Below are 17101 nucleotides of genomic sequence, written 5' to 3'. Positions count from 1 at the left end.
ATTGCCGGCGTGGGCATGTAAAGCGCATGAAACATTTCGCGTCGGCCGCCCGGCGAATTTCCGCGTCGAACCGGGCCGATCGGCCAGCCTGCCGCCGGTAAAAATTCCGCGTCCCATTGTTCAGCCTTATTCCGCAAGGCCTCGCCGTTGCCGGGCCGGCGCATGCCCGCGCCCCGATGTTTCAGTTTCGTAACTTCCGGCGGGCCACGCCCGATGCGGCCGGCGGCCGGCCCGATCATCGCCTTGTCCGGCCGGGCTCGCGTGGGGCTGGCCCGGTCCTTGCGACGAGAGACGTGCGAGAGTCGACGACACGAGGTCCATCCGGTCACGCAGCGAAAGCTTCCCGTACCGGCCAGGACGCAGTCCGCGGGGATGCGGCGGCCGAGCGCGGTGCAGCGCAGCAGCCGCGCCGCGGCGAGCACGGAACGTCGTCGCCTGATCGCCGGGGCATCGGCATTGTCCGGTTGCCGGAACACACATCAGACAGCAAACGGGGTAGAAAAATGATCGATCATCACACGCCGCGGTCCGCAGGCCGCGATCGCAGTGATTCGGGACATCGCCGCTCGAACGTCGCGCTTGCGGCCGACCGGCATGCCTCGACAGGCCATCTCTCCGCGCCCGGTGCGAGGCGGATCCGGCTGGTTGCCGGTCATCCGCGCCGGGTCGGCACTTTCCTGCACGCGAACCCGATCCGCATGGGCATGTGCGCACGGGCGCCGATGCCGCGACGCCCGGTCTTCGCCTATTGACCCGAGCGGCACGAGGTCCGTTCGCATGGCCATCTTTTCCGCGAACGATTGATCTGTCATCCGAACGATGGCCGACGCATCGTGCTGCGCGCGATGCAAGACGACAGGCATTCGATGCAACGGCGAACCACGCGCCGCCGTTGCCATCCGGTTGAAGGGGAGGGGCGGTCGGACGCGCGCGACGGAAAAGCGGTATCCGTACGCGCGCGACGCCGTTTTTTCAACCGCCGTAGCGCCGCGTCGAGGCGGCCGGCGATCAGGTCGGCATACACGCCGTCCTGGTTCTGATACGACACGACGTTCGCGCCGTGCTTGCCCCAGTACGCCTTCGCGTACGTCTCCTGCGTCGTGCCCTGCTCGACGCCGGTCGACTTGCCCTTCAGCGATTCGGCGGTCGGCAGCAACGACGAGCCTTTCTTCACGACGAGCCGCGTCGGCGGGTTGTAGATCTTCGTCATGAAGCCGATCTGCTGCGCGCGCCGCGGCGTGATCGACACCGACGACCGCACCGCGTCGAACTTCTTCGCCTTCAGCGCCGGAATCATTCCGTCGAAATCGTTCTCGGGCACGAGCACGGTCGATGGTGCGACCCTTGCAAAAATACAGGAATGGACTAATCTTGTTAGTAAATTCGTTTCGAGACTAACGATCATGTCACAGCCTGCCTATGAATCGCATTCCGCCGTGCCGCGCGCTTCGGTCGCGCAGATGTCGGCGGCCGGCCTGCGTGCATTTTTCAACATCGCGCGCGACTGGGAACTGACGATCGACGAGCAGATCGTGCTGCTTGGCTCGCCCGGCCGCTCGACATTCTTCAAGTGGAAGGCCGCGCCGGAATCGGCGCGCCTGCCGCGCGATACGCTCGAGCGGCTATCGCTCGTGCTCGGCATCTACAAGGGGTTGCAGATCCTGCTGCCGCAACCCGCCGCGGCCGATGCATGGATCAAGCGGCCCAACGATGCGGCGCCGTTCGGCGGCAAGCGCGCGCTCGACCGGATGCTGGCCGGCAACGTCGGCGATCTGGTGGCCGTCCGGCAATATCTCGACGCGATGCGGGGCGGCTGGGCGTGACGATACCGACCGAAGTGACCCGGTGGCCCACGACCACCGTCGACTGGGCGCCCGCCTATCGTGTGATTCCCACCCGTTTTCCCGCCATCAACCTGTTCGATCGCGTCGCGTCGGCGGACGATTTCGACGCGCTCTACGCGCTCGAATCGCTGACCAACGACCGCATCCGCAACGAAGTCGGCACGCTCGACCTCGTGCCGCCCGCCGAGCGTCGCTACGGGCAAGGCTGGGGGCCGATCATGGCCGCATTCACGCACCTGAATCCGCTGGGCAGCCGCTTTTCCGACGGCAGCTACGGCGTGTTCTACTGCACCCGCTCGCGCGACACGGCGATCGCCGAAACGCGCTATCACAGCGGGCTGTTCCTCGCCGCGACGAAGGAGCCGCCGATGCGCCAGCAGATGCGGCTCTATACCGTGTTCGCGCACGGCGACGTCGCCGACGTGCGCACGTGGCCGCAGCGCGATCCCGCGTTGCTGGATCCGGCCGACTACAGCGTCGGGCAGGCATTCGGCCGCGCGGTGCGCAATGCAGGCGGCGCGGGGATTCTCTATCCGTCGGTGCGCGACCCGCGCGGCGAGTGTCTCGCCGCGTTCCGCACGACGCTGCTGCGCGACTGCCAGCATGCGGCCTATCTCGAATACAACTGGAACGGCTCGGCCGTCGATGCGGTGTTCGAACTGAATCAGGTCGGCTAGCGTTCGCCTGGCCCGGGCCGGCTGGGCGCGGTGTACCGTTGCGCGGCCCGGCGCGTCAGGGCAGCGGCCAGTCGCCTGCGCGGCGTTCGCGCGCTTCGGCCTGCGTCATCGACAACGTGTGGCCGGTGCGCGGCTCGGCGAGCGTCAGCCGCCCGGCCGGCGCGAACGCACCCGTGTCGATGAACCATTGCGCGCCGATCCGCTGCGGCGCACGCACGGGCGTGTGCCCGGTGCACGTCAGCGACAGTCCGGCCTGCCACCCGGGATCCGCGAGCCCCTGCACGAGATCGCGGCCCCAGATCAGCCGCTCGCGCACGTCGTGCGCATAACTGCCCGTATCGAGATCCGCATCCGAGCCGAAGAATTCGGCATGCAGCACGTTGAAGCGCGCCGGGCCGTCGCCGATCACGCGCACGAGCGGCAGCGCGTCAACGCGCGCCGCATGCGCGCGCAGCCGCTCCGGCGGCAGCTCGGCCCCCCAGTCGCCGCCGATGCCGCGCCACGCGTCGAGTGGCAGCTTGCCGTGCGCGACGAGGCTCAGCACTGCCTCGTGATTGCCGCGCACGACGTGGCACCACGGCCGGTCGAGCAGGTCGAGCGCGGTTTCGGAGGCCGGGCCGCGGTCGACGAGATCGCCGACCGAGAACAGCCGGTCGCGGGCCGGATCGAAGCGGACGTCGTGCAGCAGCGCGCGCAGCACGTCGACGCAGCCGTGCAGGTCGCCGACGACGAAGTCGCGGCCGGCCGTGTTCGCGGGATGGCGGCAGAGCAGGGCGGTGGCGGTCATCCCCTTATCTTAGGCGCTCGCGCCCATCGCCACGCCACGATGGAATGAGGATAATCGGGGCGCGTTACGTGTCGGCGCCGGGGCTCTCCCGCGCACCGGCCGAATCCTTTCCATCCGCTTTCGGAATCACACGATGACGTTTTATCCGCAGGTATTACGCAACCGGCCGCGCATGGTCGCGGCATTCGTCGCCGGCGTGCTGTGCGCGGTGGTGCTGCCGTTTCCGCTGCGTCCGACCGCGCGCGCGCTGATCGGCTGGGATTGCGCGGTCTGGCTGTATCTGGTGCTGATGTGGGTGCGCATGGTCACCGCGCATCATCACAAGGTGCGCGAAGTCGCGATCCGCGAGGACGAAAACGCGACGACCGTGCTGACCGTCGTGTGCCTCGCCACCGTCGCAAGCGTGGCGGCGATCGCGATCGAACTCGCGACCGCCAAGAGCGTCGGCTTCAGCGCGGGGCTCAGCCACTACGCGATCACGGGCGCGACGCTGTTCGGCGCCTGGTTCCTGATCCCGACGATTTTCACGCTGCACTACGCGCGCCTCTATTACGGCTCGCCGAGCGGCGATCGTGCGCTCCGTTTCCCGGACCAGCACCCCGAGCCCGATTATTGGGATTTCCTGTATTTCGCGTTTACGCTCGCGGTCGCGTCGCAGACGGCCGACGTGTCCCTCGCGAACCGTTCCGCGCGCCGTTCGGTGCTCGCGCAGTCGATCCTGTCGTTCTACTTCAACATGGCCGTGCTCGGCTTGTCGATCAATGTCGCGGCGGGGCTGCTGAGCTGACGCCGGTTACTTGAGCAGGTCGTACCGGCCGCCGCGTTCCAGCGCACGCCGGTACGCGGGCCGTGCATGGATCGCGTCGAGAAAGCGCGCGATCGCGGGATACCGGCTGCCGCCGCCGCGTGCGGTCGCGGCCTCGAGCGGAAAGCTCATCTGGATGTCGGCCGCGCTGAAGCGGTTGCCGACGAACCAGCCGGTGCGCGCCAGCGCGCTGTCGACGTGGCCGAGATGCAGGTCGATCTGCGGATCGACGAAACCCGACTGCAGCGTCGCGGCGATCTTGCGTGCGATCGGCCGCGCGAAGAACGGCATCGGCGCATGCGCGATCCGCAGCGCGACGAGCTTGAGCAGCAGCGGCGGCATCGCCGACCCTTCCGCGTAGTGCAGCCAGTATGTGTAGTCGTGCCGCTCCGGCGAGCCGGGCGGCGGCGCGAGCCGCCCGTCGCCGTAGCGTGCGACCAGGTATTCGATGATCGCGCCCGATTCGGCGAAGGTGCGACCGTCGTCGGTCACGACGGGCGACTTGCCGAGCGGATGGATCGCGCGCAATTCGGCCGGCGCGAGCATCGTCTTCGGATCGCGTTCGTAGCGCACGATCTCGTACGGCACATCCAGTTCTTCGAGCAGCCAGAGCACGCGCTGCGAACGCGAGTTGTTCAGGTGATGGACGGTAAGCATGTCGAGGCCGGAAGGGGGCGGGAACGACATCATACCGAGCGCGGGCGGCGCGTTCGCGAAAGGCGTGATGCGTGCCGTCGCACGTCGCGTCGAACCGTCACGTGCGCCGCACCGCGATCCACGCGCCCCAGAACAGGCTCGCGAAAAAACGCAGCGGCGCATCGAAGCCCGCGTCGCGCAGCAGCGCGAACACGGCTTCCTCGGACGCGGGCGGATCGGCGCCCTGCAGGATCTTCGCGAGTTGCGCGCGCACGGCGTCGGGCGTGGCGCCCTTCATGCGCCAGCGTTGCTGCCACGCATCGAGCAGGCGCGGGTGATCCGCGTAGCGGCGATGGTTGCCGGCGAGCACGAGCGGCGCGCCGGGCTTCAGGCGTCGCGCGATCGCGCGCAGCAGCGCGGCTTTCGCGTCGTCGCCCGGTACGTGATGCAGCACGCCGATCAGCGTCGCGCCGTCGAACGCGGGTGCGTCGGGCAACGCGTCGACGGCATCCTCGACGAACGTCGTCCGCGCGCCGAAACCCGCGGCTTCGACGTTCGAGCGCGCGAGCGCGAGCATCGGCGCGGACGGGTCGACGGCCGTGAATTGCCAGCCCGGTTCCAGCGCGGCCGCGACGCAGATTTCCTGGCCCGTGCCGCCCGCGCCCGCGACGAGCATCCGTGCATCGGCCGCACCGATCGCCGACGCGAGCATGCAGGCGGCGAGTTCGTGGCAGGCATCGTAGCCGGCGAGCGCGATGCGCGATTGCTCGGCATATTCGTGTGCGCGTGACGGATCGAATTTCGCGGCGCTGGCGGGAAGCGACATGGCGGAGTCCTCGAGTCAGGGGGCGGACGACGTGTCCGCGAACGTGACGCAAAGCGTAGGTGCGCGAGGCCGGCGCAACAAGGCGAGCGGTCATTCCGGTATGCCGACTACCCGACTCGCCGGCACGTGCCGGCCGGCGGTTACGACCGCTGGTTTGCCGGGGTCGATTCGCATTTAAAAATGTCTGACCACGCCGCATCGCGGCGGCAAATCCGGCGCATACTCGTTTCTCCCCCCGCCTGGCCTTCGCATGCCGGGCCCCGATGCGCTGCGCCATTGGCGCGGCCATGCCGCTCGGTACGCACGAGGAGCGCATGATGTCCGATTGTCCGCACGATCCGTACGCGCAGCACTACATCCACTGCTTGCCGTTTGGCGCGCAGCCCTGCGGCGCGCTCTGCACGACGCCGCGCACGCATTTCCGCGTGTGGGCGCCCGGCAGCACGCACGTCGAGCTCGAACTCGATACCGGCTACGGCCCGACGCTCATCCCGATGACGAGTGCCGGCCCGAACTGGTTCGAAGTCTTCGTCGATTGCGGCGCGGGCGCGCGATACCGCTATCGTCTCGACGATACCGTGTCGATTCCCGATCCCGCGTCGCGCTCGCAACCCGAAGGGCTCAACGGCCCGAGCGAGGTCGTCGATCCGCGCGCGTTCACGTGGCGCAATACGTTCTGGCACGGGCGCGCGTGGGAGGACATCGCGCTCTATGCGATCCGCCCGCACGCGGTGGGCGGCTTCGACGGCGTGCGCCGCCGCCTGCCGCGGCTCGCGCGCCTCGGCGTGACCGCGCTGGAGCTGCTCGCGTCGCCGCACGACAGCCTGCCGTTCGCGCCGCTCGCGGCCGAAGGCGGCCCGGCCGCGTTGAAGGCGCTGATCGACGATGCGCATGGCTACGGTCTCGCGGTGCTGCTCGAGCTCGACTATGCGCGCTTCGGCAGCGGCACCGATGCGCTTCGCCACTACGCGGGGCCGTTCTTCCATACGCGCGACGATCCGTTGCAGGCCGCGCCGCTCGCGCTCGATCATCCGGAAGTGTGCGATTTCTTCTGCGACAACGCGCTGTACTGGATCGACGAATACCGCTGCGACGGGCTGCGCCTGCGCGAAGCCGACCGGATCGGCGTGTCGTGGCTGCGCGAGATCGCGGATCGCGTGCGCGCCGCCGTGCCGGCCGACCGGCTGATCCACCTCGTGCTCGGCAGCGAGCGGCATCCGGCGCATCTCGCCGATACCCATTTCGATGCGCAGTGGAACGGGTGCGGCGAGCGGGCGCTGCACCGGCTCACGGGGCGCGACACGTCGGCGCATGAAGGCATTTCCACGCATCAGTCGATTCACACGCTCGCCCGCGCGCTGACCGCGGCCGGCGCGGCGTACCAGCGGGCCGCATCGGCGGACGGAATGGCCGCCGAAGGCGGCCTGTCGCTGACGTCGCTCGTGCTGTCCGATGGCGCCTGGCGCGACACCGGCCCGGGCGACAGCGGGCAAGCGGCCGGCCTGGCCGCGCTCGCGCTGTCGCTGCTCACGCCGCAGATCCCGCTGATCTTCGACGAAACCGCGCGCGACATCGATCGTGCGCATTTCGTGCAGTCGGCGCTCGCGGTGCGCGCGAAGCTGATCGCGCCCAGGCTGTCCGATTGCCGGCCGCAGGAAGCCCATGCGCTGAAGGCGAACGGCGACGGCGATGCCGACGCGCTGTGCGCGTCGTGGCGGCTTGCCGACGACGAGACGTTGACGATCGCGTTGAACCTGTCGCCCGATGCGGTGCCGTTCGACGCGCCGGGCGGGCGGGTGGTGTTCGAGACGCCGGCGCGCGCGCGCGACCGGGTCGATGAAGGGGAGTTGCCGCCGTATTCGCTGGTCGCGTGGCTGACCGGCGACGTCAACCACTATGCGCTGACGCACGACGTGCGTCGCATCGACGACGGTTCATGGCGCGCGATGCGTCCGCACCTGAACGCATGAGCGCATGAACGCCTGAGTCGATGAACGTGTGAAGCGGCGGGGCCGGCAGCGCTGCCGGAGGGGGCCGAATTACCAGAACCCGCGAATGCCCGCGATCCCGTACGCGCCGTGACGGCGCGCGTCGTCGAGGTGTGCATGGGTCAGGCCGCCGAGCGCGAACACGGGCATCGCGGCCTGTGCGGCCAGCATGCCGAATTGCGCCCAGCCGAGCGTCGGCGCGCCGGGATGACTCAACGTGGGCAGCACCGGCGACAGCGTGACGAAATCCGCGCCGGCGCGCGCGGCCAGCAGCAGATCTTCCGGTGAGTGGCACGCGGCGGACACCCATCGTCCGGCCGGCAGCGGCCGTTGCGCGACAGCGGGCAACGCGGCGCCGTCGAGATGCCAGCCGGCGCCGTCGAGCCGCATCACGCCGGCTGCCTCGATCGGGCCGTTCAGCATCAGGTGCGCGCCGGCCGCGTCGCAGCGCGCGAGCGCCGCGGCGGCCAGCGACGCGAACGCGGCCGCGTCGAGCGATTTGACGCGCAGTTGCACGAGCGTTTCGCCGCGCGCGAGCACGGCCGACAGCCGGTCGAGGAACGCGGCCCGATCGGCCGCCGACGCGGACGCCGGTTCCGGCGTGATCACGCAGCAGCGCGGCAGCGGCGCGTTCATCGCGCGATGCGACGCGCGGCCGTCATTCGTCGGCCTCCTTCGCGATCTTCGGATAGACGCGCACGAGCACGATGCGCGGCCCGTTCATCTTCTTCACGACGATGTCGAAGCGGTCGAACGATACGCGCTGCCCTTCGGTCGGCAGGTCGCTGAGCGCCTGGATCACGAGGCCGCCGACCGACTCCGCGCGGCCTTCGTCGATGTCGATGCCGAGCGCCTGCTCGAGCGACACGACGGGCAGGCTGCCCTTGCCCATCAGCGTGCCGTCGTCGAGGCGGCTCCAGTCGGCGTCGCCCTGGCGGAATTCGTCGTGGATCTGGCCGACCAGCGCGCCGAGCAGGTTGTCGAGCGTCAGGAAGCCGATCGGCTTCTCGCCCTTGCTGCCGACCAGCGCGAAGTGCGGGGCGCCCTTGCGGAAGCGGCGGAACAGCTCCAGCGCCGGCGTATCGGGCTTCACGTACTGGACCGGGCGCACGTAGTCGGAGAGATCCTCGAGCGCGGCGCCCGCGTGACGCGCGAGCAGCAGGTCCTTCAGGTGGATCAGCCCGCTCACCTGTTCGCGCGACGCATCCTCGAACAGCGGATAGCGGCTGAAACGGTGCCGCGCGACGATCTCCATGTTGTCGGGCAGCGGCAGGTCGCGCCGCAGGCCGATCATTTCATGGGCCGGCCGCATCAGGTCCGACACGGTCATCGACGAAAAATCGAGCGAATGCGCGAGCGTGTTCCACTCGTCGTTGCTGTACGTGCCGCGCGCCGGCTGCGCCGCATTGCCGGCCGCGCTGCGGCGGCTGCGCAGGATCAGCTTCAGCTCGTCGGTCGAATAGTGCGCGTCGCCGCCGTGGTCGGCCGACAGCCCCGCGAGCCGCAGCACCGCGTTGGCGCTGGTGTTGAGCACCCAGATCGCCGGATACATCGCCCAGTAGAACGCGTAGAGCGGCAGCGCGACCCACAGGCCGACCTTCTCCGACTGGCGGATCGCCATCGATTTCGGCGCCAGTTCGCCGACGACGATGTGCAAAAACGAGATCAGCGAGAACGCGAACACGAGCGAGATCAGGTGCACGACGCGTTCGGACTCGACGCCGATCAGGTCGAGCAGCGGGCCGATCAGTTGCGCGAACGCAGGTTCGCCGACCCAGCCGAGGCCGAGCGACGCGAGCGTGATGCCGAGCTGGCACGCGGAAAGATATGCGTCGAGCCGGCCGTGCACGAGGCCGAGGATGCGCCCGCGCAGGCCGTGCTTGCGGGCGAGGGTCTTGACGCGCGTTGCGCGGAGTTTGACGAGGCCGAATTCGGCCGCAACGAAGAACCCGTTCAGGGCCACCAGGAACAACGCGCCGATGAGCGCGAAGATCTGTAACAAAGAATCGCTCCGGTTATGACAGGCCCGTCAGTATAGGGCCCGGAAAGGAAGTTGTAATGTTTCGGGCGGCCGACCGCTTACACCGGCGCCTCGCACGGAATCGAGAACGTGATGGTGGCGGGCGCGCCGTCGGCGAACGCGTCGTGCGCGAACGTGCCGCCGTGCGCGAGTGCGACGCGCTGGCACAGCGCCAGCGTCCACGCGCTGCGTTTCGCGTCGCGCTCGCGCAGCATCTCGCGCCGCGCGAACGATTCGAATACGTGCGGCCGCGCGGGATCGACGAGCACGTCGGCGTTCACGGTGCACGTGGCGCGCGCGGTGAACTGCGCGCCGTCGCGTGTGCATGCGAACGCGACGCGGCTGCCCGCGGCGCTGGCCTCGACGGCTGTCGTCAGCAGGGTCCAGAGCGCCTGCGCGACGCGTTCGCGATCGACGGCGAGCGACGGCTCGCCGTCCGGCAGCGTCGCGTCGAGCGCGACCTCGCGTGCGTCGGCGAGCGCGAAGCGCACGAGCGCCAGCGTGTCGTCGAGCAGCGCGCGCAGCGCGAACCGCTGCGGCGCGAGCGCGAGCGTGCGCGTTTGCGCGCGCGGCGCGTCGAGCACGTCGTCGATCAGCGCGACCTGCTGGTCGATGCCGGTGCGGATGCCCGCGAGCGCGCGCTGCAGGTTCGGATCGGCATTGGCGAGCTGGCGTTCGAGCACGTAGGCCCAGCTGTGCATCGCGTTCAGCGGGCTGCGCAGGTCGTGCGACGCGGTGGAGAGCGCCTGGTCGCGCAGGAACAGCGCCGCCTGGGCGGCGTAGTGCGCTGCGCGTTCGCGCAGCAGGTCGGCGGCGGGATCGACGGAATGGGGCGTCACGGAGCTGGCCTGTCGGAAACGGTTGGCGTAAGGGTCACGCGAATCGTCATTATAGGGACGGTGGCGATCACGCCGGCAGCGCGTCCTCGTCCTTTTTCGGCGCGGCGCCGTTCGGCAGCAACTGGCACGCGAGCAGGCCGGCCAGCATCAACGCGCAGCCGACGAGCGCGCGCAGCGTCAGCGTTTCGCCGAGCGCGGCCCACCCGGCGATCGCCGCGAACACGCCTTCCATGCTGAAGATCACGGCCGCGTGCGCGGGCGCCGCGTCGCGTTGCGCGACGACCTGCAGCGTATAGCCGACGCCGACCGACAGCAGCCCGCCGTACAGCAGCGTGGGCAGCGCGCCGCGCAGCATCGCGACGCTGACCGGCTCGACCGCCAGGCCGACGGCGAGGCACGCCACGCCGCACACGGCGAACTGCAGGAACGCGAGCACGAGCGGATCGTGGCGTTTCGCGAGATGGCCGACCGCCATCACGTGCGCGGCGATGATGACGGCGCCCGCGAGCTGGAACCAGTCGCCGTAGAGCACCGAGAAGTGCTCGTCGATGCTCAGGAAATACAGGCCGATCGCGGCCAGCAACGCGCCGAACCACGTGCCCGCGCCGATCCGGTGGCGCGCGAACACGCCCATCAGCGGCACGATCACGACGTACAGCGAGCTGATGAAGCCGGCGTTGGCGATCCGCGTGTATTGCAGGCCGACCTGCTGCAGCGAGATCGACACGGCGAGCAGCCCGCCGAGCGCGAGGCCCGGCAGCAGCCGCGCCGGGCCGCGGCGGATCGCCGCGAGCTGCGCGCGCGACGCCGGATTCAGCATCAGCAGCGGCGCCAGCACGAGCGCGCCGAGCAGGAAGCGCAGCCCGGTGAACAGGAACGGCCCGATCACGTCGAGGCTCAGGCGTTGCGCGACGAACGCGGAGCCCCAGATCGCGGCGGCGCCGAGCATCAGCAGGTTGGCGCGGAGATGCTTGCGGGCGTCGGGCTTCATCGGCATTCGTCTGGAGATTACGGGCGGCGGGGCCGCTAGTTTACGCCGAGATTGCCAGGCTGTCGGCAAACCTGCGCAGCGCGGCGGCGGCGCGGGCGTCGCGGACGCGCGAATACAGCACGACCTGCGATTGCGGCAGCGCCGGCAGCCCGAATTTCGCGCCGACGTCGACCAGCGTGCGCGGGGCGACGCGCCGCGCGAGCGGGCAGACGGCCAGCCCCGCCGCGGCGGCGGCCGAGACCGCCGCGACTCCGCCGCCCGTGAAGCGCTCGCGCCACGGCAGCCCCGCGCGGTCGAGCGCGCGCAGCGCGGCCGCCCGCACGCCGCAGGGGCCGGCCAGCACCGCGAGCGGCAGCGGCTCGCCTGCGCGCGGCGCCCAGTCGGGCGCGGCGAGCCACGCCAGCGGCTCGGTGAACAGCAGCGTGCCGTCGTCGCGCGGCGGGTCTTCGCCGGGCTCGTGCCGGACGATCACCGCGTCGAACCGCCGTTCGTCGTACTGCGGGAGCAGGCTCGTCGACGCCCCGAGATGCATTTCCAGCGACAGCCCCGGATCCTGGCGGTGCAGGCTCGTGAGCACGGCCGGCAGGTCGGGCACCGCGACGTGCTCGCTGACGCCGAGCGACAGGCGCACCGTGCCGGTCGAGATCGCGCCGAGCGCATGCTCGTGCGCGTCGAGCAGCGCGCGGGCGGCCGGCAGGAAATGCTCGCCGTCGGCGGCCAGCTTGACGACGCGCGGCGTGCGCGCCAGCAGCGGCTTGCCGAGGTGGGCTTCCAGCCGTTTGAGCTTCAGGCTGACGGCCGATTGCGTGGTGCCGAGCGCATCGGCGGCGCGCGTGAAGCTCGCGAGATCGGCGACCAGCACGAACGCGCGCACGGCATCGAGATCGAGTACTTTCATTTCAAATGAAAATGAATGAAATATTCATCAATGACTGTTCATTATAGATTGACGAGCCTAACCTGACGCTGTGTTTTCGTTCTTCAACGTTACTCACCAACAGGAGCAGGACCATGCCATTCACTCGTATCGCCGTACGCGAAGGTAAACCGGCCGCCTACCGCAGGGCCCTCGTCGACGGCGTGCAGCGCGCGCTGATACAGACGTTCAACGTACCCGAGGACGACATCTTCATGGTCGTGACCGAGCATGCGCCTGACAACTTCGTGTTCGGCCGCCATTACCTCGATATCGAACGCAGCGACGATCTCGTGATGATCCAGATCACCGCGAACAACACGCGCACGTTGGAGCAGAAGCGGGCGCTGTACCGGACGATCGCCGAGAACCTCGCGCAGCAGCCCGGCGTGCGGCAGGAAGACGTATTCATCAGCCTTGTCGAGGTACTCAAGGAGAACTGGTCGTTCGGCAACGGCATCGCGCAATATGCCGTCTGACGTACCGGCTTGACCTGCCGGTTTGACGTGCCACACGGAGACAGGGCCGGATCGTCGCCTGCGCCCTTTTGGGGCGTGTACTATGGAAGCTGCTTCACGAGCGACGCCGGCGCGGTGGATGCGCCGGCGATCCTTCTTGTGCGGGAGCCTCCATGTCGCGTGTGCTGGAAATCGTGTTGTCGTTGTCGCTGGAAGGGTGGCCGGTCAAGGGCGCGAGCCGTGCCCGTGGCGCGCAGCGCGACTTCGGCGCCGAACTCGTGCGTGCGTGGCGGATCTGCCCGCAGGTCCGGATGCGGCGTGGCCACGAGCGCGTGACGATCGAGCCGTGCCAGATCGAAGAGGCCGAGCGCAGCCCGGGCGCGAGCTGGTGGACCTGGGTCGAATCGAACGCGCATGGCACGCGGGTCGTCGCGTCGCGCACCGAGGCGTTCGCGCCCGGCGTCACGCAGCGCGAACTGTTCGACGCGGAGCACGCGGGCATCGTCGTCGCGGCGCCGCTGCCGATACCCGCGACGCGTGCCGCAGCCGATGCCGACGCGCCGGCTGCCGACGTGAACGGCGTTGCACCGGACACCGACGAAGCGCGATCCCAGGCATCGGCGCCGCGCATCGTCAGCGAACGGCGGCGCGGGCGCTGGGCCGACGACAGCGGCGTCGTGGTCGAAATGACGCTCGACGACATCACGCTGCACGGCGGCGGCGAGCCGCCGCGCCGCTACGTCGAGCTGCGCCTGGCCGCGCCCGACTGGGACACCGTTGCCGCGCGCACGGCCGCGCTGCACGCGCTGTTCGCCGCGGCGCGCGAACTGAGCGGCGCATGGCCCGCGTTCGTGCAACTGACGAGCGTGATCGACCGCGCCTGTGCGGGCGGCCCGGTGGCCGCCATGCTGGTCAAGGCGCAGCCCGTCGACCTGACCGGCATCCGCACGCAGCGCGCCGCGCTGTTCGCGCTGTCCGGCGACATCACCGCGCAGTGGCTCGGCAACGAGCGTGGCGTGCTCGATCGCGACGATCCCGAATTCGTCCACCAGATGCGCGTCGCGCTGCGCCGCCTGCGCACGCTGATGCGCTTCTTCCCGCGCTTCACCGATCGTCGATGGAAGGACACGCTCGGCGTCGACCTGCGCTGGCTCGCCGCGCTGCTCGGCACGGTGCGCGACTGGGACGTGTTCGCGACCGAGAGCCTGCCTGCGCTGATCGCGGCCGACGGCGGCGGCGGCGACTGGGACGGCACGCTCGACGCGGCCCGCGCGCAGTCGATGGCCGCGCGCGTCGAGCTGCGGCAGGCGCTGCATTCGGCCCGCTATGCGCGGCTGACGCTCGGCTGGCTCGAATGGCTGGGCACGCTCGCGTTGCCGGCGGCCGACGGCGACGACGCGCCGTCGCTGCGGCGTCACGCGACCAAGCGCGTGCGGCGGCTGTTCGGTCATCTCTACGGCTCGCCGTCGCTCACGTCGCTCGACACGGCGGCACGCCATCAGGTGCGGATCGATGCGAAGCGGCTGCGCTACGCGCTCGAATTCTTCGCGTCGCTGGCGTCGCGCCGCACGCGCAACGAGACGGTCAAGACGCTGGCGCGCGTGCAGGGCGTCCTTGGCGAGGCGAACGACGCGATGGTCGCGCTTCACCATCTCGAGCAACTGGGGGCACCGCCGTATCAGCTCGGTTTCGTGCGCGGCTACGGCGCCGCGCTCGAACAGCGCGCGGCGCGCGACGCCGAGGCGCTGCTGGCCAGCCTGCGGCCGCCGAAGCTCGACGGCAAGCCGGGCTGAGCGCCGCGCCCCCCCCCTATAATGGCCGCCCGTTTCCCGCACGCATGCCGATGATGACCGACGCCCCGCCTTCTTCCTCGTCCGCCGGACCGCTCGAACTGGGCGGCGAGCTGTGGTTGCGCGCCGGCGAACGGACGCTCGGCGGCGCGACGCGCATCGCGCTGCTCGCGGCGATCGGCGACACCGGTTCGATCACGCGCGCGGCCAAGGCCGTCGGCCTCAGCTACAAGGCCGCGTGGGACGCGGTCGACACGATGAACAATCTCGCCGGCGAGCCGCTCGTCGCGCGTGCGACGGGCGGCAAGGGCGGCGGCGGCACGACGCTGACGCCGCGCGCGACGTCGCTGATCGCCGCGTTCCGCGCGATCGAGCGCGAGCATCGCCGCTTCATCGAGGCCGCGAGCGCGGCCGTTGCCGGCTTCGACGTCGACTGGGCGCTGATCGGCCGGATCGGGATGAAGACGAGCGCGCGCAACCAGTGGTTCGGCAAGGTCGCGTCGATCGTTCGCGGCACCGTCAACGACGAGGTGACGCTTGCGCTGCCTGGCGGGCAAGCCGTCGTCGCCGTGCTGACGCACGAAAGCGCCGACGCGCTCGGGCTGCGGGAAGGCGAGCACGCGTGCGCGTTGGTGAAGGCGTCGTGGGTCGTGCTCGCGGTCGACGATGGCGGGCCCGACCTGAAAGTTTCCGCGCGCAACCGGCTGCACGGCAGCGTGGAAGCCGTCGCGGCGGGCGCGGTGAACAGCGAGGTGACGCTGGCGCTCGACGGCGGCGGAACGCTGACGGCCGTCGTGACCAACGACAGCGTCGATGCGTTGCAGCTCGACGCGGGCCGGCGGGCCATCGCGCTGTTCAAGGCGTCGAGCGTGATTCTGGCGGTGACGGGCTGACCCGGCCGGCAGTGCGGCTTCCGTTGGCCGGCGGCCGTCGTGCGGGGCGGGGTGAAGCCGGTGCCGCACGCGTGTGTGCATCGCACCGACTTCGTTTCCGCTTTCAGCATGTGCCGCGACGCGGCTTCTCCCAGGCTCCAACGCGGCGGCCAGCGCCACGCTCACGACCACGGCGTCGCGCGCTCAGGTGACGCGCGTCGGCCACTCGGCGTGCGGCGAGTTGGCCTGCACGCGTCCTTCGCTCAACTGCACGACCTGGTCGCCGAACGCGGCGACGTCGTCGGGGTCGTGCGAGATCAGCACCATCGGGATGTCGAGCCGCGCCTGCAGTTCGGCGAGCTCGTGACGCATGCGCTGGCGCATCGCGCCGTCGAGCGCCGCGAACGGTTCGTCGAGCAGCAGGATGCGCGGCTGCGCGACCAGCGCGCGCGCGAGCGCGACGCGCTGCTTCTGCCCGCCCGATAGCTGCGACGGATACTGCCCCGCGAGCGATTCGAGGTCGAACGCGCGCAGCCAGTACGCGACTTCCGGCGGCACCGTCCTCGCGCGCGGGTTGCGCAGCCCGGACGTGAGCCCGAACGCGATGTTCTGCCGCACGTTCAGATGCGGAAACAGCGCGTAGTCCTGGAACAGGTACGCGACACGGCGTTCGCGGGTCGGCACGTCGATGCGGCGCGCGGCGTCGAACAGCGGCTCGCCGTTCAGCGTGATCGTGCCTGCGTCGGGCGTCAGCAGCCCGGCGATCGCCTGCAGCGTCATGCTCTTGCCCGCGCCGGACGGCCCGAACAGCACGACGCGCTGCATCGCCGCCGTGAACGACACATCGAGCGTGAAGCGGCGCTCGGCGTTCGCGTAGGTCTTGCGGATGTCGACGACGAGGCTCATGCGGGCCTCCGCCGAAGCGGGCCGGCTGCCGGACGGCACCGGCGATGCGGACAGGGCACGCGCTTCATGTCGGTTGGCTCCGCCGTGCGCCCGATGGTACGAGCCAGCCGGTCGCGAGCAGCACCAGCACGCAGGTGATCGACGTCACCAGCACGAGGAAATTGGCCGTATTGTCGTCGCCGGCCTGCACGGCCGCGTAGATGGCGACGGACAGCGTCTGCGTGCGGCCGGGCAGGTTGCCGGCGATCATCAGCGTCGCGCCGAATTCGCCGAGCGCGCGCGCGAACGCGAGCAACGCCCCCGCCAGGATCCCGCGCGCGGCGAGCGGCAGCGTCACGCGGAAGAACACCGCGGCTTCGCCGAGCCCGAGCGTGCGCGCGGCGCGCTCGAGATGCGGATCGACGCCTTCGAACGCCGCGCGCGCCGATTTCAGGATCAGCGGAAACGCGACGACCATCGACGCGATCACCGCGCCTTGCCACGTAAACACCAGCTCGATGCCGAGCGTGTCGAGCCACGCGCCGAACACGCCGCGCCGGCCGAGCAGCACGAGCAGGTAATAGCCGAGTACCGTCGGCGGCAGTACGAGCGGCAGCGTCAGCACGGAATCGACGACGTCGCGCAGCGGCGAGCGCCAGCGCGCGAGCACGAACGCGGCCGCGACGCCGAGCACGACGTCGAGCGCGGTCGCCCAGCCGGCAACCTTCAGCGACAGCAGCAGCGGGACCCAGGCGTCTTGCATCGCG

The 17101-nt window shown here is 70.1% G+C and carries 18 protein-coding genes and 1 pseudogene; 8 read left to right on the top strand and 11 right to left on the bottom strand.

Translation table 11 applies throughout. The features are described 5' to 3' along the window. The first annotated feature begins 503 nt into the window (after nucleotides 1-503). Nucleotides 504-752, top strand: a complete 249-nt coding sequence (locus tag C5F75_RS25950; RefSeq protein ID WP_081059116.1) for a hypothetical protein — start codon at nucleotides 504-506, stop codon at nucleotides 750-752. A gap of 227 nt (nucleotides 753-979) precedes the next feature. On the opposite strand, the pseudogene C5F75_RS25945 reads toward C5F75_RS25950, so the two are convergent. Further along, nucleotides 980-1315, bottom strand: a pseudogene (locus C5F75_RS25945) (transporter substrate-binding domain-containing protein); the annotation flags it as partial. 88 nt (nucleotides 1316-1403) lie between these two features. Between C5F75_RS25945 and C5F75_RS25940 the strand changes: the two are divergent. Together C5F75_RS25940 and C5F75_RS25935 are read left to right on the top strand one after the other, a co-directional pair. Continuing rightward, entirely contained in the window at nucleotides 1404-1823 is a 420-nt protein-coding gene (locus C5F75_RS25940; protein ID WP_059583003.1) for an MbcA/ParS/Xre antitoxin family protein, read from the top strand. Next, nucleotides 1820-2521 (top strand): RES family NAD+ phosphorylase, encoded by a 702-nt coding sequence (locus tag C5F75_RS25935; protein ID WP_059583000.1) that lies wholly within the window; start codon nucleotides 1820-1822, stop codon nucleotides 2519-2521. The genes C5F75_RS25940 and C5F75_RS25935 overlap by 4 nt, the downstream gene beginning before the upstream one ends. 55 nt (nucleotides 2522-2576) lie before the next feature. Here the strand turns inward: C5F75_RS25935 and C5F75_RS25930 are convergent, their stop codons facing one another. Next, nucleotides 2577-3308: a metallophosphoesterase gene (locus C5F75_RS25930; RefSeq protein WP_059582997.1), complete on the bottom strand. Its 732-nt coding sequence runs from the start codon at nucleotides 3306-3308 to the stop codon at nucleotides 2577-2579. Between the two features lie 133 nt (nucleotides 3309-3441). Between C5F75_RS25930 and C5F75_RS25925 the strand changes: the two genes are divergently transcribed. Beyond that, a complete protein-coding gene (locus C5F75_RS25925) occupies nucleotides 3442-4095 on the top strand; it encodes a DUF1345 domain-containing protein (protein ID WP_059582995.1) in 654 nt (217 codons plus the stop codon). Between the two features lie 6 nt (nucleotides 4096-4101). Here the strand turns inward: C5F75_RS25925 and C5F75_RS25920 are convergent, their stop codons facing one another. Both C5F75_RS25920 and C5F75_RS25915 read right to left on the bottom strand, forming a co-directional pair. Further along, nucleotides 4102-4770, bottom strand: coding sequence for a glutathione S-transferase (locus C5F75_RS25920; RefSeq protein ID WP_059583161.1), 669 nt, complete (start codon nucleotides 4768-4770; stop codon nucleotides 4102-4104). A 97-nt stretch (nucleotides 4771-4867) separates the two neighbouring features. Then, nucleotides 4868-5575 carry a class I SAM-dependent methyltransferase gene (locus C5F75_RS25915; protein ID WP_059582992.1) on the bottom strand — a complete coding sequence of 236 codons (708 nt, stop codon included), beginning with the start codon at nucleotides 5573-5575 and terminating at the stop codon, nucleotides 4868-4870. Between the two features lie 317 nt (nucleotides 5576-5892). Here C5F75_RS25915 and C5F75_RS25910 point away from each other — a divergent pair, with 317 nt between their 5' ends. Continuing rightward, nucleotides 5893-7545 (top strand): DUF3459 domain-containing protein, encoded by a 1653-nt coding sequence (locus tag C5F75_RS25910; RefSeq protein WP_104012893.1) that lies wholly within the window; start codon nucleotides 5893-5895, stop codon nucleotides 7543-7545. 69 nt (nucleotides 7546-7614) lie between these two features. On the opposite strand, the gene C5F75_RS25905 is transcribed toward C5F75_RS25910, so the two are convergent. The 5 genes from C5F75_RS25905 to C5F75_RS25885 form a co-directional block, all read right to left on the bottom strand. Further along, the gene (locus C5F75_RS25905) at nucleotides 7615-8199 is read right to left on the bottom strand and encodes a thiamine phosphate synthase (RefSeq protein WP_059582989.1); all 585 of its coding nucleotides are present in this window, start codon (nucleotides 8197-8199) and stop codon (nucleotides 7615-7617) included. Nucleotides 8200-8221: 22 nt separating this feature from the next. Further along, entirely contained in the window at nucleotides 8222-9565 is a 1344-nt protein-coding gene (locus C5F75_RS25900) for a hemolysin family protein (protein WP_059582988.1), read from the bottom strand. Nucleotides 9566-9642: 77 nt separating this feature from the next. Beyond that, nucleotides 9643-10422, bottom strand: a complete 780-nt coding sequence (locus C5F75_RS25895; RefSeq protein WP_059582985.1) for a sensor histidine kinase — start codon at nucleotides 10420-10422, stop codon at nucleotides 9643-9645. Nucleotides 10423-10489: 67 nt separating this feature from the next. After that, nucleotides 10490-11413, bottom strand: a complete 924-nt coding sequence (locus C5F75_RS25890; protein WP_059583155.1) for a DMT family transporter — start codon at nucleotides 11411-11413, stop codon at nucleotides 10490-10492. A 40-nt stretch (nucleotides 11414-11453) separates the two neighbouring features. Next, nucleotides 11454-12311: a LysR family transcriptional regulator gene (locus C5F75_RS25885; RefSeq protein WP_059582984.1), complete on the bottom strand. Its 858-nt coding sequence runs from the start codon at nucleotides 12309-12311 to the stop codon at nucleotides 11454-11456. Nucleotides 12312-12424: 113 nt separating this feature from the next. On the opposite strand from C5F75_RS25885, the gene C5F75_RS25880 reads away from it, so the two are divergent. The 3 genes from C5F75_RS25880 to C5F75_RS25870 all read left to right on the top strand — a co-directional run bounded on the left by C5F75_RS25880 (nucleotide 12425) and on the right by C5F75_RS25870 (nucleotide 15470). Then, nucleotides 12425-12808 carry a tautomerase family protein gene (locus C5F75_RS25880; protein ID WP_059582981.1) on the top strand — a complete coding sequence of 128 codons (384 nt, stop codon included), beginning with the start codon at nucleotides 12425-12427 and terminating at the stop codon, nucleotides 12806-12808. A gap of 152 nt (nucleotides 12809-12960) precedes the next feature. Next, nucleotides 12961-14580 carry a CHAD domain-containing protein gene (locus C5F75_RS25875; RefSeq protein ID WP_059582979.1) on the top strand — a complete coding sequence of 540 codons (1620 nt, stop codon included), beginning with the start codon at nucleotides 12961-12963 and terminating at the stop codon, nucleotides 14578-14580. A gap of 53 nt (nucleotides 14581-14633) precedes the next feature. Beyond that, on the top strand, nucleotides 14634-15470 hold the full coding sequence (locus tag C5F75_RS25870) for a TOBE domain-containing protein (protein ID WP_059583152.1): 837 nt from the start codon (nucleotides 14634-14636) through the stop codon (nucleotides 15468-15470). A 183-nt stretch (nucleotides 15471-15653) separates the two neighbouring features. Here the strand turns inward: C5F75_RS25870 and C5F75_RS25865 are convergent, their stop codons facing one another. Together C5F75_RS25865 and modB are read right to left on the bottom strand one after the other, a co-directional pair. Then, a complete protein-coding gene (locus C5F75_RS25865; protein WP_059582977.1) occupies nucleotides 15654-16355 on the bottom strand; it encodes a sulfate/molybdate ABC transporter ATP-binding protein in 702 nt (233 codons plus the stop codon). A gap of 64 nt (nucleotides 16356-16419) precedes the next feature. Continuing rightward, a complete protein-coding gene (gene modB, locus C5F75_RS25860; RefSeq protein WP_059582975.1) occupies nucleotides 16420-17097 on the bottom strand; it encodes a molybdate ABC transporter permease subunit in 678 nt (225 codons plus the stop codon). Nucleotides 17098-17101: the final 4 nt, after the last annotated feature.

Source organism: Burkholderia anthinoferrum, from assembly GCF_002925705.1.
GTDB classification, from domain to species: domain Bacteria; phylum Pseudomonadota; class Gammaproteobacteria; order Burkholderiales; family Burkholderiaceae; genus Burkholderia; species Burkholderia semiarida.
Note: the sequence above shows the minus strand (reverse complement) of the source record. Positions and strands in the feature narration are given on the sequence as shown.